This window comes from Candidatus Pelagibacter sp. (assembly GCF_052048095.1).
Classification (GTDB): domain Bacteria; phylum Pseudomonadota; class Alphaproteobacteria; order Pelagibacterales; family Pelagibacteraceae; genus Pelagibacter.
Genome location: NZ_JBNAKG010000001.1, coordinates 711,608 through 728,122, shown reverse-complemented (window position 1 = coordinate 728,122; position 16,515 = coordinate 711,608). Strand labels below are relative to the sequence as shown.

Genomic DNA, 16,515 nt, shown 5'->3' with positions numbered 1-16,515 from the left:
AGTATAAGCACCTCACTCAATTACTATTATATGAATAATTTCAATGAACTCCCTTTAGAAAATAAATTAAAGAACTCACTTAAATTTGCAGATTTTAAAACGCCTACACCGATTCAAAGCCAATCCATACCATTGAGTTTAACAGGTAAAGATATTTTAGGAACTGCTCAAACAGGAACTGGAAAAACTTTAGCATTTACTATTCCTATGATTAATAAATTAATCAAAGATCAAAATGCAATGGCATTAATTATTTGCCCCACAAGAGAACTTGCATCACAAGTTATGCAAACAGTTACAAAATTAAACAGTAAAGAGATTAATATCAATTCAGCTCTTCTAATAGGTGGTGAGAGTATGCAAAAACAACTAAGACAACTTACTAAAAGAACAAGAATAATTGTTGGAACCCCAGGCAGAATTAACGATCACATTGAGAGAAAATCTTTAAAACTTTATAAAGTAACCTATCTTGTTTTAGATGAGACAGATCGAATGTTGGATATGGGTTTTACTCCACAAATAGAATTGATCTTAAGACATATTCCAAAAAGTCATCAAACATTATTATTTTCTGCAACTTTACCAAATGACATCTTAAAAATTTCAGAAAAATATTTAAAAAATCCTGAGAGAATATCAATTGGTTCAGTTTCAACTCCAATTGAAAAGATAAAACAAGAAACTTTTCAAATAACTCCAGATAAAAAATATCATGAATTAATTAATCAGTTAGTTGAAAGATCAGGTTCAATATTAGTTTTTGTTAAAACAAAGCATGGTGCTGATAAAATTGTTAAAAGATTAAAATACGACGGTCATTCAGCTGATGCTATTCATGGAAATTTAAGACAAAGCAAAAGAGATCGAGTAATTAGAGGGTTTAGATCTGGCAAAAATAGGATTTTAGTTGCAACAGATGTAGCGGCGCGTGGTTTGGATATTCCATTAATTCAGCATGTGATAAATTATGATCTTCCTCAGGTGCCTGAAGATTATATTCATCGAATTGGAAGGACTGGAAGAGCTGGGAAAGAAGGTTCTGCAATGACTTTTCTAACTAATCATGACAATAGTATGTGGAGATCTATTCAAAAACTGATTGATCCAAATTTTAAATTAAAAGAACAAGTTAAAAACCCTTCTAATAAGAAAAATAAAAAATTTAAAGGTAAATTCAAAAAAAATAAGGGTAAAAAGAAATTTAGGTCAAAAGGCAATCAAGAAACTAAAGAAAAAAAGTTTAAATTTAAAAAAAAATTTAAAAATCGAAAAAGACCGAAAAGCTTTAAATTTAAGTCTAAAAATAAAAAATAAATAGAACGAATTAAATTTTACTTAAAATTTACTAATTCTAATTGATCAATCTTAAGTTTTTTTATTTATACTTTATTTATCTGAAAAATTAGTTAAAAAATATTTTTTATAATGAGTGCCAAAATATTAATCACGGGTTCATCTGGTTTTATTGGTAAAATTTTATCAAAAAAAATATCAGAAAATTATGAAACTTACTTAATTGACAAGAATAAACATTCTGAGGAAAAAAATTTTTTTCAAATTGATTTAAAAGATAAAAAAAAATTAGAAGAATTTTTTACTAATAATAAAATTGATACAATTATACATTTAGCGTCTGAAATATTCGATGCTAATGAAGATATTATTTATGAAAATAATTTAGTTTGCGCCACAAATTTAATTGAACTTGCTAAAAATTTTAAAATAAAACAAATAATCTTTACCTCTACTTTCTCAATTTATGAAAAGAACTATGAGGAGTTAATTAAAGAAACAGAAGAGCCTTCAACTTTGAATAAATATGGGGTTTCAAAATTTGATATAGAAAATAAACTTAAACAACAAAAAAATATTGATATTACAATTTTTAGAGTTCCAATAGTAATTGGTAAATCAAGAAGTCACCGTATTGGAATTTTATTTGAATTAATCAGAAAAGGTTTGCCAATTTTTTTAATTGGTAATGGAAGTAATAAAATTCAATTTGTATCTGTAGATGAATTAAATTTAGCTATTGAAAAAGTTATTGGACTTAAAGGGTTTAATATATTTAATATAGGTTGTTCAGAATCTTACTCTTTTAAAGAAAATCTTGAATTCATTATAAAAAAAACAAACTCAACATCAAAATTTTATTCTTTAAATAAGAATTTTGGCTTATTTATCTTAAATATACTAATTAGCTTAAGATTGATTGACATAAATTCTTATCACAAATCTCTACTCACTAAAAATATCTTATTAAATGTTTCAAAAATAAAGCAAAGAATTAACGTTGAAAGCAAAGTTTCTAGTAGAGAACTTTTTTATTCTACTTATGAATATTATGTTCAGAATTTAGAAAATACCAAAAACATTAAATTAGGGTCAGATAAATATCCTGATATGAAAATATTTAAACTATTAAACATTTTTTCTAAAAAGAAATAATATTAACCAATACATATCTGTATATTTTAACTAGTTTTAATAATTAATAATTGTATACGTCTCTTTAACTTTTAATTATTAAGAATTTATGAGCAAATTGGATAATAAAAATAAGTCTATAGATTTTGATGATTTTAGCTCAGATTATGAAAAAAAACTCTTAGAGAGTTTTGGAAGACTTGACAGCAATTTTTCTTATTATCATGCGGGAAAAGCTAAAATTGCAAAAAGAGAGTTGGGTCATGATCCTTCTAAAATATTAGACTTTGGATGCGGTGTTGGTTCTATGTTAAAATTTTTAAAAGACAATTTTAAAGATAGTACATTATATGCATATGACAAATCTTTAAAAAGTTTAGCTTATGTAAAATCAAGATATCCAGAAGTTAATTGTATTGAAAAATTTGATAATGCTGAAAAATTTGATTTGATAATCTTAACCAATGTAATTCATCATGTAAAAAGTGCTGAAAGAGATGAGCTGTTTGAAAAAATTTTTGGATTACTTAATGATAATGGAAGACTTTTAATTTTTGAACACAACCCTTATAACCCAATTACTTTAAAAATCGTGTCTAATTGTGAATTTGATGTTGATGCTGAACTAATTAACAAAATGAACTTGATCAAGATTTGTAGAAAAAGTAATTTTAAACTTGAAAAATCTGGTTACATACATTTTTTTCCATCAAAATTAAAATTATTTTTTAATTTTGAAAAATATATGAAGTGGTTATTTTTAGGTGCCCAATACTTTTGTATTTTTAAAAAATAATTAATGTGGAAATTAAATGAATAAGAAAGCTTTAATAGAATTTACGTTAATTCTTATATTTTTTTTAATATATCATTTTATCTATGTTTATTATAACCAAGACAGTGTAGTTAATAGTGACACAATATGGGGTTATTCTTTTTCTAGAGACCTTATAGAGGGAGTAAATTTAAAAAATTTTACCTTTCCACCTTTTTATTATTTTTTAGATATTGCTATTTCATTTTTACCATCTTTATTGAATGATTATTTGCTGCATTCTATACTCGTCTCACCAATTAATATCTTAATTTTAATATTCTTTTTTACTTACTTTTACAAATCACAGCAAAAGGAAAAAGTTTATGAAATAGGAATATTATTAATGCTTTCAACTTTAGCATATTATCATTTCAACATACTGGTTTCTTATTTTTTTAGTCTCGCTATTAGTTTAGAGATATATCCTTTACTTATAATTAATAATTATATTTTAATCCCTGGAAATCATGGTCTTAGCACTGTCATGGCAATAGTGCTCTCATATTATTTTTATTTCAAGGAAAATAAAAAAACAAATAATCTTATATTATATTTTTTAGTTTTTATTTTATCATTTAGTGATTTTTGGTTTGCAATTTATTTTCTACCCATAATTGGAATTTTTTATTTGATTAATATGAATAAAAAAAATTTTATTGATATTTGTATGCTTACATTAATTGCTTCTGCTGCTCTTGTGATTACTTATTACACAAATGATCAATTGAGTGATTATCGATTAACAAAAAATAATAAATCTGTTGATGATAGCATAGGTTTTATAACTATATTTTTTTTAATATATGCATTGCCAGCAATCTGTTTTGTTTATTTATATTATAAAAAAAATATTTCTGATTTTATCAAATGTATTTTTTTTGGTTCTTTTGTAAGTTTTATATTTATAATTTTAACTGACAATTATTCATACCTGAACATGAGATTTTATGTTTTTATCTTGCCAGTGAGTATTCTGTTGATTTATGAAGTCTTTAAAATTCACTTAATTGAATTAAGAAAATTATTTTATATTTCACTATTTTTTTTAATTTTTGGAATAGCTCAAATAATTAATTATAATTTAACTGATACTAAAATGAGAAATGAAAGAACTCATTTTAATTTTGATGATGAAATTATTTGCGTGAAAAATATTTCAATGATTAAAAAGTATACAGTAATAGCTGATTATTGGCCAGGTAGAATAATTTTAGAAAGTTTAAATAGGAAAGTTAATTATATTTCTCAGCAATGGATTTATAATCCTGCTTGGGCAAATTTAAATGAAGCAAATAGTATAATCATTGTAAAACATAGATTATACCCAGATGGTTATATGCACAAAGAATTAAAAGCTTTAGTGGAAGATGAGAACATAAAATCAGTGAATTACTGTAACAATAAATTAATAATTATAGATAATATCAAAGTAACTAGAAAAAATTAATAATTTATATTTTTTGAATTAATGAAATACTATTGTTTGTAGGTTTATTCACATCTTTAGAGATTTGATAAAATTCTAAATCTGGTTTATTGCATTCTTTTAAAAAAGAAGAGCCTGTTAATTCTAAATTTAAATATCTATTTACATCTGTCTCATTTAAAATAACTGGTTGTCTATGGTGAATTTCTTGAACATTTGGTTTTGCTTCCTCTGTAATTAAACAGAACTCATCATTTTCATATATACCTGCAATAAAAATTGTTTTTTTATCATTTCTCATAAAATAAAAAGGAGTTTTTTCTTTCTCTTCCCTTTTCCATTCATAAAAACCATCTGCAACTGCAACACATCTATGGAGTTGAATTAACTTTTTAAATGAAACCTTTTCATCAATGGTCTCAAGTCTTGCATTTGTTAAAGCTTTAAAATCTTTTTGTTTAGCCCAACTTGGTATAATTCCCCATTTAAGATTTTCTAAAGTGTTACCATTTTTATATTTCTTTATTACTGGAAGTTTTTGATAAGGATGAGCATTGTAATTCTCATTATTTTCAACTTGAATTGCAGATTTTACTAACTTTTCAGTTTTAACAACAGGATTGGTAATAACGTATCTTCCACACATAACTCTTTAAATGTTTTCATTCTTAATTTCGCAGCTATAGAAAGATATATCTTTTTCTTTCTCTTTATCATCAGCTTCTATATTTCTAGTAATTTCATGAATGAATTCACCAGTTTTTTTTGTAAACACTGCTGACTCTGAATATTTCTTACTAGCATCTAAAGCTCTAATTAAAATAATGTCTTTATTTACAATCTTTAAATCAAGATCAGTTTTATTAATAAATTTTGAAAGATTTTTTACCTCTAAAGAGTTTGGTTTTTTTGAAATAAATCTTAAATTTTTGAGATCTTTTCTTTTAACTTGATCTGGCAGTAAGGTTTCATAATTATATTCAGAATTATTTATAATTACCCTTTCAAATTTGCAGTTCATTGAAATATCAACATCAAATTTGATATTGGTATTATTAGCGATAGCAAAGTTTGAATTAGATAATATTAAAATAATTAAAATTATAATTTTCTTCATAAAAATTATTTTAATCTTATATCAATTTCTCTTTAAAAAAATTCAATTATTTGATAAGATTCTTTTAGCGCTGATTTAAAACAAATTGCTGGCGCTTAAAAAAATACGCTAAAGCGACATTCTCAAAAATTTGCCGCTGAAGTTATAAGAAAGGATAAATATATATGTCTAATAAATTAGTAGATCGTTTAAACAAAGGACCTGTTATTTGCGCTGAAGGTTTTTTATTTGAGATTGAAAGAAGGGGTTATATGGCCTCTGGAGAATTTGTGCCAATGGTATCTTTAGATCATCCGCATGTTCTTGAAAATCTTCATAGAGAATTTCAACACGCTGGTTCTGATGTGGTGGAAGCTTTTACTTACAATGGTCACAGAGAAAAAATGAGAGTGATCGGTAAGGAAGAGTTACTTGAGCCATTAAATAGATCAGCATTAAAAATTGCAAAAAAAGTTGCAATGGATACACCTGAAGGAATGGCTCCGAACTTAATGGCTGGGAACATTTCAAATTCAAATATTTGGAAAGAAGACGACAAAAAAGCTCAGTTAGAAGTTGAAAAAATGTTTTCTGAAATGATTGGTTGGGCAGTTGATGAAGGTGCTGATATGTTGATTGGTGAAACTTTTTATTATGCAGAAGAAGCTTTTAAAGCTTTGGAGATAATGAAAAAATCAGGTCTTCCAACAGTTCTTACTATCTCTCCAATGGGTGAAAACAAGATGAGAGATGGTATGTCAGTTGTTGATACTTGCAAAGAATTAGAGCAACGTGGAGCTGATGTCGTTGGTCTTAATTGTTTTAGAGGACCAGAAACAATGATGCCTTACTTAAAAAAAGTAAGAGCAGCAGTTAAGTGTCATGTAGGAGCACTTCCAATTCCTTATAGAACAAGTGATGACCACCCTACTTTCTTTAATCTTCCAGATTATGATAACTGTAAATGTCCTTCTCCACATGGAAGAACATTTCCAACTGCACTAGATCCAATGTTCTGTAATAGATACGAAATGGGTCAGTTTGCAAAAGATGCTTATGATATGAAGATAAATTATCTTGGTGTTTGTTGTGGTGCTAATCCAATGTTAATTAGAGAAACTGCTGAAGCAGTTGGATTAAAAGTACCTGCAAGTAAATACAGAGAGAATATGGAAAATCATTTCATGTATGGAAAGAATAAAAGAATTCCAAAACACATGACTGATTACGGAAATAAAGCTTAAAAATATTTTATGTTAAGCGTAGCTTTAATTAGTTACGCTTAGCAATTATAATTTCTTTTGATTAATCACAACGTCTACTAAGACAGCTATCAATAAATTCAACATTGTAATTCCACATATAATTATAAAGCTAAAGAAATAAATCCAAGCCCACCAATATATATCTTGTAAAGGTAGCATTACTTGTTCCCAACTAGAAAGTGTTAAAACTTGAAACAAAGTAATCATTGAAACACCAAGATCACTCCAACGTTCTGGAATATCTTCACTAAATAAAATTGATCCAATAGTAGCGTATATATAAAGTATAATGAAAAGAAGGAGAGATACATAAAACACTCGTTTTACTGAATTAAGTAACGCCTCAATTATTTTTTTAAGTTCTGGTATTACTGAAATAATCCTTAAAACTCTAAACACTCTAAGTAATCTTAAAAGTAAAAAGCTAGAATTATTTGGGATTGGAATAAGAGAAATTAATACAATTGTTGAATCGAATATATTCCACCCACTTTTAAAAAAATCTTTTTTATTGGGTTCCCCAATAAATCTAATAATAATTTCTATAACAAAGAAAATGGTAATTGAATAATCAAGATAGTTTATTAATTTTTTAGTCAAATCACTTAAATCGTAAGTGTTAACTCCAATTGTTATTGCATTTAAAATGATAATTGAAATTACAACAAATTGAAAAATTCTACTTTCTTTTATTTTATATAAAGCCCCATTCATAATTATTTAATATTATTGATAATACTTTTTTGCAAAGTTTTACTCATTACTATTGTGCCATCTTTATTAGGATGAATACCATCTTGTTGGTTTAATTTTGGATTTAAAGCAATTCCATCTAATAAAAATGGAATTAAAGGCAGATTATATTTTTTTGCCAAATTTGGATAAATTGCATCAAAATTGTTTTTATAAGTTTCACCATGTGTTGTTGGAGCAATCATCCCTGCTATAATTACTTTAATATTTTTGTTTTTTGCTTTTTGAATAATTTGATCAAGATTTTGTTTTGTTTCATTAGGTTGAATACCTCTAAGCATATCGTTTGCACCAAGTCCTAATATCATAAGATCAATTCCAGGCTCTGATAGGCTCCACTCTGCTCTATTTAAACCTCCAGAAGATGTGCTGCCAGATACACTGCCATTAATAATTTCAATTTCAAAGCCTTGTTGTTTTAAATTTTTTTGTAAAACTAATGATAAATGGTGTTCTTTAGGTAAACCATATCCAGCCATCAAACTATCACCAAATAAAATTATTTTTTCTATTGCAGATACCTTAAAGGTTAGTAAAGAAAGTATCAGTAAATTATAAATTAAAAATTTTTTCATGAGCACACTTCTTAAATTAAAAAAAGTAAATCTCAAATACCAAACAGGTAAAGATAGCATTAATGTGCTTAAAAATATTGATCTTACAACAAAGAAAAAAGAGACAATTTCAATAGTTGGTGAAAGTGGATCAGGAAAGACAAGTTTAATTATGCTTATTGGTGGCCTTGAAAATGCAACATCAGGTAAAATATTCTTTCAAGATCAAGACATTACCAAATTAAATGAGGATGAGGTATCTGAAATTAGAAAGAAACATATTGGAATTATTTTTCAGTCATTTTATTTAATTCCTAATTACACAGCAGTTGAAAATGTAGCTTTAACTCTAGAGCTAAATAAATTTAGTAATCCTGAAAAAGAAGCAAAAAAATTATTAGATAGATTTGGTTTAAGTCATAGATTTAACAATCTACCTAGCCAACTATCAGGTGGAGAACAGCAAAGAGTAGCAATTGCAAGAGCAATTGCAATGAAACCCGAGTTGATTTTAGCAGATGAACCAACGGGTAACTTAGATACTGAAAACTCATTAATGATTTCAGATATTTTATTCAAATATGTTAAAGAAGAAGGTTCTTCTTTAATCATGGTAACACATGACCCTAAACTTGCTAATAAAGCAAAAAGAAAAATCAAAATTAAAGATGGAAAGATCAAATAATTCATCTGAGTTTAATCTAATTTTTAAGTATGCTTTAAAAGATTTAAGCAGAAATTATAAAAAAATATCTAGTATCATTATTACTCTTTTCATTAGTTTATTTATTTTAAGTGCAATTTTTACAATTGAAGACAGTTTAAAAAAAGAATTGAACGATAATGCTAAGGCTTTATTAGGTGGAGATATTGAAATTGATTATAATCGTAATCAAGGAAATCTTGAATTAGTTAAAAAAGTAAAAGATTTTGCAACTGTCTCTCAAATGATTGAGTTTTCTACAATGATCTCAACAATTGATAGAGAAAAAAATAAATCTTTATTTACAAGAATAAAAACAGTTGATGAAAAATATCCTTTATATGGTGAAGTTTTATATGAGCCAGCAGGTGCATATGAGAGAATGCAAACTGAACCAAATACTATTTTAATTAATGAGAGTTTATCAAAAAATTTAAATCTTAAAATTAATGAAAAGATAAAAGTACAAGATCAATTATTCACAATTATTGGAATAGTAAAATCAGTTCCTGATGTAAGTGGTTTTGTTGCATTTGGTGATTGGGCATTAGCAGGAAAGCAAACTTTAGAAATTTTAAAACTTAATGGTATCGGAAGCTTTTTAAACTATGAATATAAAGTAAAATTTAATGAAGAAGATAATGTTGATCAACTTGAGAAAAGAATTGAGACAATCTTTAAAGATGATGAAAAAGTAAAACTTCGTTATCCAGAAAATTCTGCAAGTGGATTAAAAAGAATTATTAATAATTTTTCTCAGTTCTTATCTTTAGTTTCAATTAGTGCGATGTTAATTGCAGGTATTGGAATAGCTAATACTCTTCTTTCATTTATTAACCAAAACAACATGTCCATTGCTGTCAGAAAAGCAGTTGGTTTTTACTCATCAAATATTAAAACTTTATATTATCTTCAATTACTTATTTTATTGTTTGTAATAACTGTTTTTGCTTATGGATTTAGTTTTTTTATAGTACCCATTGTTGATCATTATTTATCAGAAGGTTTAGGATTAAATGTAAAACCTATTTTCTCTATTATCAATTTTATAAAAATATTTTTAGTTGGATTATTAGTGCTAATTATATTTTCTATCCCAACCATAAGTTCAATTGATCAAGTAAAGGCATCAAATCTGTTTAGAAATGTATTTCAAAATTTACAATTTTATTATTCTAAAAAGTCTGTTGCTTTAAGTTTTGTATTATTATCTATCTTGGTATTAATTTTTACGATTGGTTCAGAAAGACCTTCTTATAGCCTAGGATATTTTGGAGCATTTTTTGTCTGCCTAATAGTTTTCTTTTTATTATCTAAATTAATCATTTTCTTTTTGAAAAAACTTAAAGGAAAATCAAATATTTCATTAAAAGTATCAATTAAAAATATTACTCATTCAAAAAGTATTACACCTATTACAATCATGTCTCTTGGATTAGGGGTGACTTTGTTATTAACTTTAGCTTTAGTTGGAACAAACTTTAAAAGAGAAATAGCTAAATCTATTCCTGATATTGCACCTGATTATTTCTTTGTTGGTATTCAAAAAGGCGAAAAAGAGAAATTTGAAAATGGTATTTTAAATATGGATCCAACTGCCAATATTGAAATTGTACCAATGGTTTCTTCAGGAATTTCAAAGATAAATGGAATAAATCCAAATACATATATTACGCCTGACAATGATAGTTATTGGGTAATTGGTAGTGAAAGAAGGTCTTCATGGAAAGATGATATTCCGGAAGATAATCCTTTAACTGCTGGTGAATGGTGGGATTTATCAAAACCAGATGAACTTCAGATATCTTTAGATGCAAAAGTTGCAAAAGATTTCAATGTAAAACTAGGAGATGTCTTTACTTTAAATATTTATGGAAGAGAAATTGATGGAACAGTGGTTAATTTTAGAGCGGTAGATTACAGAGATCTAAGTATTAATTTTGCAATGTTATTCAATCCTCAATTTGCAAACAACATTCCTCATGAATATTTAGCAACAGCCAAATTTAATGATGTAAATAAATTTGATGAAATAAATATGCTTGAGGTTTTGCCTAGCTTGTCCATGATTAAAATTGCAGATTACTTAAATAAAGTAACAGCAGTATTAAATAAGGTGTTTATTGCTGTAACATTGATATCTGCGGTAACAATTGTAATTGGACTTATAGTAATCTCAAGCGCAATAATGGTACAAGGAAAAGTCAAAGAATATCAAAACTTAGTATTTAAAATTTTAGGTTTTTCAAAGAAGGAAGTGGTGCTCTCATCATTAATTGAATTTTTAATTATATTTAAATCAGTAATATTAATAGCTATATTTTTTGCAGTCATAGGCTCAAAATTTATAATGGAAAAAATATTTGAACTTGTTTGGCAATTTGATTTTAAAGTTTTGATTTATCTTGGTTTTTCAATTGGATCAGTAACATTATTGCTAATCCTTCTTACAAACTTAAAATATTTAAGTCCTAAAGTTTACCCGATGATAAGAAATCAATAGTTATTTAAACTTTTGAACTTTTTTATCTAAGCCCATCAAATTAAAATCAACTTTTAATTTTGGAAATTTCTTCTTTAAAATTTTTTTTAATGATTGAAAAGAAGTTTTGTGAATATGATTTTCATTTGCTAAAGAAAACTCTTTTTTACCATTAGCAATTTTTGCTGCCCCACAATCTCTATGATTGATCACAATTAATTTTTCAATTTTATGAAGCTCAATGGATGTGGCTAAATTTTCAATAAAAGCTGTATGCCATCTTTTAAATTTATTATGAGTAACACCTACTGCAGCACCAGCAATAGTGAAAGCACTATATTTTCCTTTTAAACCTTTTTTATTTAAATAATTAAAAACTAATGACTGAAACCTTGGATCCATACAAGATAGTACCATTGCTTTAAATTTTTTACTCATATGTAAGTAATTTATACATATTTAAACAATTTATTTAATATTAATTTAATAATTAATGATTAGAATCTAACTATGGAAAAATTAAAAAACTGGATGATTGATAGTGCTAACATCTTATTTGATGATAGCAAAAATGATTTAAGATCTTTACCAAGATCAGTTAGATTGCAAATATTATTAGTTTTAAGTTTTATTTGGACAACAGTTTTTAGTCTTTATATCTTTTCATACACAACTTTTGCTTTTGGATGGGCAGGATTATTTATTGCACACATTGGTTTAATATTTGCAGTTTATATGACTTTCAAACAGTTTCATCGTGCTGAAGCTCAATCAGCTAGTGTTTTCAAAGCTAAAAATTATGATCCATTTAAGATAATGATCATTGTTTTTGTAATTGTCTTTATATTTGTATTTTCAAAAGGAATTGAGGTTTTAAACAACACTAATTCATATACAATTAAATATGATGGTCCTGATAAAACAGCAGAAGAAAAATGGTTACCATTTACAAAAAAGAAAAAAGATAAATGAAAGATTTAATTAAAAACTTACAGCTTGGATTATTAGTAGTTATTTTGATTAGTACTGTAATTGCAGTATTTCTTGAAATTTCTAATATGTATCAATTAAAAGATATTACTCTTGCTGACTTATTATTGATGTTTCTTTATTTAGAAGTTTTAGCAATGGTAAGAGTATTTTGGGAACAGCAATCAATAAGTATTACTTTACCTTTATTAATTGCAATAACAGCTCTATCTAGATTTATTATTCTTCAAGGAAAGGAAATGGATCCTTCATCATTAATGTATGAAGCAGGAGCAATTTTACTGATAGCTATTGCAATCGTGGTTATGAGATTTAGACATAGTTCTAAACTAGGATTAAATAAAAAAAAATAATTACTTAGCTTGAAGCTATTTTCTTTTTTGGGTCGTAAAATGGTTTTTCAACAACAGTAGATTTAAAATTCTTTTCTCCAATTTTTACGTCTAGTTCTATACCAATTTCTGAATATTCTATATTAACCATAGCTAATGCAATGTTCTTTTTTAACCTTGGTGAATAAACAGCTGAGGTAACTTTACCAATCTGTTTATTATCTTTTAATATTTTCCAAAAAGTAGTGTTAGGTCCTTTTAACGGTTCACATTCAATTATAATCCCAATTTGTTTTCTTTTTATTCCGTCTTGTTTTATTTTTTTTAAAGCGTCCTTACCAATATAGTTTATATCAGTATCAAAACTTACTAATCGATCTAATCCAACTTCAAATGGGTTGGTATAAATATCTGCATCAGCATGATAAGATAGCATGGCGCCCTCTATTCTTCTAATTGATGATGTGTGGCCTGGCTTTAGATTATAATTTTTTCCAGCTTCCATAATTTTTTCCCATAAATCATCTCCTTTAGTTCCATCTCTTAAATATATTTCATATCCAAGTTCACTTGACCAACCAGTTCTTGATACAATTAAAGGTATTCCATCTAAATCATATTCTCTTAACCAATAATATTTTAAATCATTAATACTATCGCCAAATAGTGTTTGCATTATTTTGCCGGAGTTAGGTCCTTGAAGCTGTAAAGGAGAGACATCAGGTTCAGAAATTTTAACATCCAATCCTGAATTAACAGCAACACCTTGTGCCCATAACAAAATATCGCTATCTCCTAAAGATAACCAAAAATGATTTTCTGCTAATCTTAAAAGTACAGGGTCATTTAAAATTCCACCCTCATGATTTGTAATTAAAACATATTTGCATTGCCCAACAGATAATTTTGTAAGATCTCTAGGTGTAAGTAACTGAATAAATTTATACGCATCTGGTCCTGTTATTTCTACTTGTCTTTCAACAGCCACATCACATAAAATTGCATCATTAATTAAATTCCAAAAGTTTTCTTCAGGACTACCAAAATCTCTTGGGATATACATGTGATTATATACCGAAAAATCTTTTGCACCCCATCTGACAGTTGCATTAAAATATGGAGATTTTCTAATCTGTGTTCCAAAACCAAATTCTTTTTTTATCATCAGAACTTGTAGAAGATTGAATAGAAAATTAAAAGAAATTAATTTCTAATTAATAGAAATATCAAAATCACTATCTGGATTAAGTTAATAATAACACTTAGTGCATGTGAATACTTGAATTTATTATCTTGATTAGTATCCCTAAATTTATTGATCAAAGGCATTAAGATAAAATTTGAAATGGCAAAAAGTATTCCAATAATAAGTATCAGATAAAATTTTAAATCAGTTAATCCTAGATAAATATAATTAATGATAGCAATTAAACATAACCCTAAATTTACTGAATAATAATATGGAAAGATATTCCTTATAAAAACTCTGGCATTTTTCTCATCTAAAGATTTAAAAATTACAGGAGCAATAACAAATGAAAAGAATAACATTATTCCAAGTATTCCAGCTGATAGATAAGTACTAATCTGTTCCATTATCTTCTGCTTGAAAGACTTGCGTGCTTAATTAATATTTGATCAGCAATAATTTTTGCATCTCTTGATTTTTTAACATTCCAAATTTTATCTTTTGCAATTTTTGTGCTCACTTTATTATCTACGATCGGCATTGGGTAGTTTTTTCCTAATTCTAAATTAATACTTTTTTGATCTATATATGTAAGTTTCCATGGTTCATGAATTAGCTTACCTTGTACTTCTTTTAATTCTGGAACCCATTTTTTAATAAATTCTCCTGTTGGATCTTGATCAATTGATTGTTTTATTGGGTTGTAAATTCTTATTGAATTTATACCAGTTGTTCCTGATTGCATTTGGAATTGTGAATAATGAATACCTGGTTCATAATCGGTAAATACTTTTGCCAAATGTTTTGAAGTTTTTTTCCAATCTAACCATAACTGATATGAAGCAAATGATACTAACATTGCTCTCATTCTAAAATTTATCCAGCCTGTTTTATTAAGATATCTCATGCATGCATCAATAAATGGATAACCTGTATATCCAGCTTTCCAAGCTTTATAAAAATTTTCATTAAAATCATTTTCTCTTAAACCGTCATAAGCAGAATTAAGATTTTTATATTCTAATTCAGGTTCATCATATAATTTTTGTATAAAATGGCAGTGCCAAGCAAGTCTACTTTTAAATGCCACTAAAGATCTTTTGCCTTTGTAAGAAAGATCCTCTTTTAATTTTTTAAATGTTTTTTGATAAATTTCTCTTAAAGATATTGTTCCATAAGTAATATGAGGACTTAATCTTGAACACGAGATTTCACCTGTAATTGGAGATGACATTTCTTTTTGGTAATTTTCTGATCTTGTGTTTAGAAATGTTGTTAATAAATCTATAGCATTAGATCTACCGCCTTTTTGAATAAAATCAGTATTTATTTCATTAGTTTTAACTGATGAATATTCAAAACTATTTTCATCAGATAAAAAATTACATTTGATTTCTTTTTCAATAATTTTAGATCCGATAAATGAATTCCAATTACTAGCCCATTGATATCTTTGACGATGATTTAGCTGAACACCAAATTGATTTGTATAATTCCAGTTTATATTTTTACTATTAAAAAATTCTAAACATTTTTTATCTAAATCATTAATGTATTTATTCCTGAATATGATATTTGAATAAATTTCATTGATCTTAAATTTATCAGTTAAGTGTTTTAAAATCTCTAAAGTATTTCCGTAATAAATATTTATTTTGCTATTAAACCTCTCTTTAAAATTTTTGTTTAATTCTTCTAATGAATCTCTAATAAATTTTAAATGAAATGAGCTTGAGGTATCTAAAAGATAATAATCTTTGTCAAATATGTATATCGGTAAAACATCACCATTAGAACAAGCTTCTTGAAAAGCTTGATTATCATTAATTCTTAAATCATTTCTGAACCAGAATATTTTTCTCATTAGATTAATTGCTAAATAAATACCCACTAACAATTGATGCTAGTGCCCCTATGTGAACAACCATAATTGCTTTGTCTTTCCACATAACTCCTACAGCAAACCAAAGAAAAATTCCTACAACAAAAAACCCAACATTAATTGGATAAAGGCCTAAACCTGTAAGACCATATCCAATTAGTTGGATAACTGTAGCAATCCATTTGACGATATCTACAGTTTTAATGTTTTTTAACAATTAAAACTTCTTAAGTGTAACAACACCATCTGCAGCTGTTCTTACTTGTTCATCAACTTTTACAATTTTACCAGTTGTAAAACCAACACCTTCAACAACGTTTTTAAAATCAGCTTCTGTTAAATTAGTTGTACCTTCAAAACTTACTACAGCAACATTCTCTGGCCAAGAAACATCAACAGTTGCTTTAGTTCCAGCTTTTTCAGTTAATGCAGCTTCCACTTTTTTCTGACATTCGATACAAACCATACCATTAACCACGCCTATTAATGCTTGTTCAGCTTTTGCAATATTTTGAATAGAAATGAATGTTACAAATAATAATACAATTTTTAATAATGATTTCATAAATACTCCTTAGTTTTTGTCTTTATAAGGG

At 26.6% G+C, this 16,515-nt stretch carries 19 protein-coding genes; 9 read left to right on the top strand and 10 right to left on the bottom strand.

The genetic code is table 11. The features are described 5' to 3' along the window. Positions 1-30: 30 nt before the first annotated feature. From ACTT9P_RS03735 to ACTT9P_RS03720, 4 genes are all read left to right on the top strand, one after another. Complete coding sequence (locus ACTT9P_RS03735) at positions 31-1,317, top strand: DEAD/DEAH box helicase (RefSeq protein ID WP_440909355.1); 1,287 nt, start codon at positions 31-33, stop codon at positions 1,315-1,317. A 111-nt stretch (positions 1,318-1,428) separates the two neighbouring features. Further along, positions 1,429-2,451, top strand: coding sequence for an NAD-dependent epimerase/dehydratase family protein (locus ACTT9P_RS03730; RefSeq protein WP_440909354.1), 1,023 nt, complete (start codon positions 1,429-1,431; stop codon positions 2,449-2,451). An 88-nt stretch (positions 2,452-2,539) separates the two neighbouring features. After that, complete coding sequence (locus ACTT9P_RS03725) at positions 2,540-3,226, top strand: class I SAM-dependent methyltransferase (protein ID WP_440909353.1); 687 nt, start codon at positions 2,540-2,542, stop codon at positions 3,224-3,226. Between the two features lie 16 nt (positions 3,227-3,242). Then, entirely contained in the window at positions 3,243-4,694 is a 1,452-nt protein-coding gene (locus ACTT9P_RS03720; RefSeq protein ID WP_440909352.1) for a hypothetical protein, read from the top strand. 4 nt (positions 4,695-4,698) lie between these two features. On the opposite strand, the gene ACTT9P_RS03715 is transcribed toward ACTT9P_RS03720, so the two are convergent. Beyond that, positions 4,699-5,319, bottom strand: coding sequence for an SOS response-associated peptidase (locus tag ACTT9P_RS03715; RefSeq protein WP_440909351.1), 621 nt, complete (start codon positions 5,317-5,319; stop codon positions 4,699-4,701). 6 nt (positions 5,320-5,325) lie between these two features. Further along, positions 5,326-5,790, bottom strand: a complete 465-nt coding sequence (locus tag ACTT9P_RS03710; protein ID WP_440909350.1) for a hypothetical protein — start codon at positions 5,788-5,790, stop codon at positions 5,326-5,328. A gap of 164 nt (positions 5,791-5,954) precedes the next feature. Between ACTT9P_RS03710 and ACTT9P_RS03705 the strand changes: the two genes are divergently transcribed. Next, a complete protein-coding gene (locus ACTT9P_RS03705; protein WP_440909349.1) occupies positions 5,955-7,013 on the top strand; it encodes a homocysteine S-methyltransferase family protein in 1,059 nt (352 codons plus the stop codon). A gap of 45 nt (positions 7,014-7,058) precedes the next feature. On the opposite strand, the gene ACTT9P_RS03700 is transcribed toward ACTT9P_RS03705, so the two are convergent. Together ACTT9P_RS03700 and ACTT9P_RS03695 are read right to left on the bottom strand one after the other, a co-directional pair. After that, a complete protein-coding gene (locus ACTT9P_RS03700; RefSeq protein WP_440909348.1) occupies positions 7,059-7,748 on the bottom strand; it encodes an ion transporter in 690 nt (229 codons plus the stop codon). Positions 7,749-7,750: 2 nt separating this feature from the next. After that, positions 7,751-8,362, bottom strand: coding sequence for an arylesterase (locus ACTT9P_RS03695; RefSeq protein ID WP_440909347.1), 612 nt, complete (start codon positions 8,360-8,362; stop codon positions 7,751-7,753). Here ACTT9P_RS03695 and ACTT9P_RS03690 point away from each other — a divergent pair. Both ACTT9P_RS03690 and ACTT9P_RS03685 read left to right on the top strand, forming a co-directional pair. Continuing rightward, positions 8,361-9,026 carry an ABC transporter ATP-binding protein gene (locus ACTT9P_RS03690; RefSeq protein ID WP_440909346.1) on the top strand — a complete coding sequence of 222 codons (666 nt, stop codon included), beginning with the start codon at positions 8,361-8,363 and terminating at the stop codon, positions 9,024-9,026. The genes ACTT9P_RS03695 and ACTT9P_RS03690 overlap by 2 nt on opposite strands. Next, positions 9,010-11,547: an ABC transporter permease gene (locus tag ACTT9P_RS03685; protein WP_440909345.1), complete on the top strand. Its 2,538-nt coding sequence runs from the start codon at positions 9,010-9,012 to the stop codon at positions 11,545-11,547. Before ACTT9P_RS03690 ends, ACTT9P_RS03685 begins: the two co-directional genes overlap by 17 nt. Here the strand turns inward: ACTT9P_RS03685 and ACTT9P_RS03680 are convergent, their stop codons facing one another. Beyond that, positions 11,548-11,964 carry a carbonic anhydrase gene (locus ACTT9P_RS03680; protein ID WP_440909344.1) on the bottom strand — a complete coding sequence of 139 codons (417 nt, stop codon included), beginning with the start codon at positions 11,962-11,964 and terminating at the stop codon, positions 11,548-11,550. Between the two features lie 72 nt (positions 11,965-12,036). Between ACTT9P_RS03680 and ACTT9P_RS03675 the strand changes: the two genes are divergently transcribed. Both ACTT9P_RS03675 and ACTT9P_RS03670 read left to right on the top strand, forming a co-directional pair. Beyond that, a complete protein-coding gene (locus tag ACTT9P_RS03675; protein ID WP_440909343.1) occupies positions 12,037-12,498 on the top strand; it encodes a UbiA family prenyltransferase in 462 nt (153 codons plus the stop codon). Beyond that, positions 12,495-12,869 carry a phosphate-starvation-inducible protein PsiE gene (locus ACTT9P_RS03670; RefSeq protein WP_440909342.1) on the top strand — a complete coding sequence of 125 codons (375 nt, stop codon included), beginning with the start codon at positions 12,495-12,497 and terminating at the stop codon, positions 12,867-12,869. The genes ACTT9P_RS03675 and ACTT9P_RS03670 overlap by 4 nt, the downstream gene beginning before the upstream one ends. Before the next feature lie 4 nt (positions 12,870-12,873). Here ACTT9P_RS03670 and ACTT9P_RS03665 read toward each other — a convergent pair whose 3' ends face one another. The 5 genes from ACTT9P_RS03665 to ACTT9P_RS03645 are packed head-to-tail and all read right to left on the bottom strand — an operon-like array spanning position 12,874 to position 16,484. Then, positions 12,874-14,013 (bottom strand): glycine cleavage T C-terminal barrel domain-containing protein, encoded by a 1,140-nt coding sequence (locus ACTT9P_RS03665; RefSeq protein WP_440909341.1) that lies wholly within the window; start codon positions 14,011-14,013, stop codon positions 12,874-12,876. A gap of 38 nt (positions 14,014-14,051) precedes the next feature. After that, entirely contained in the window at positions 14,052-14,444 is a 393-nt protein-coding gene (locus tag ACTT9P_RS03660) for a DUF4149 domain-containing protein (protein ID WP_440909340.1), read from the bottom strand. Beyond that, positions 14,444-15,901, bottom strand: a complete 1,458-nt coding sequence (locus ACTT9P_RS03655) for a deoxyribodipyrimidine photo-lyase/cryptochrome family protein (RefSeq protein WP_440909339.1) — start codon at positions 15,899-15,901, stop codon at positions 14,444-14,446. The genes ACTT9P_RS03660 and ACTT9P_RS03655 overlap by 1 nt, the downstream gene beginning before the upstream one ends. Positions 15,902-15,905: 4 nt before the next feature. Beyond that, positions 15,906-16,136 (bottom strand): DUF6552 family protein, encoded by a 231-nt coding sequence (locus ACTT9P_RS03650; protein WP_440909338.1) that lies wholly within the window; start codon positions 16,134-16,136, stop codon positions 15,906-15,908. Further along, on the bottom strand, positions 16,137-16,484 hold the full coding sequence (locus tag ACTT9P_RS03645; RefSeq protein ID WP_440909337.1) for a heavy-metal-associated domain-containing protein: 348 nt from the start codon (positions 16,482-16,484) through the stop codon (positions 16,137-16,139). Positions 16,485-16,515: the final 31 nt, after the last annotated feature.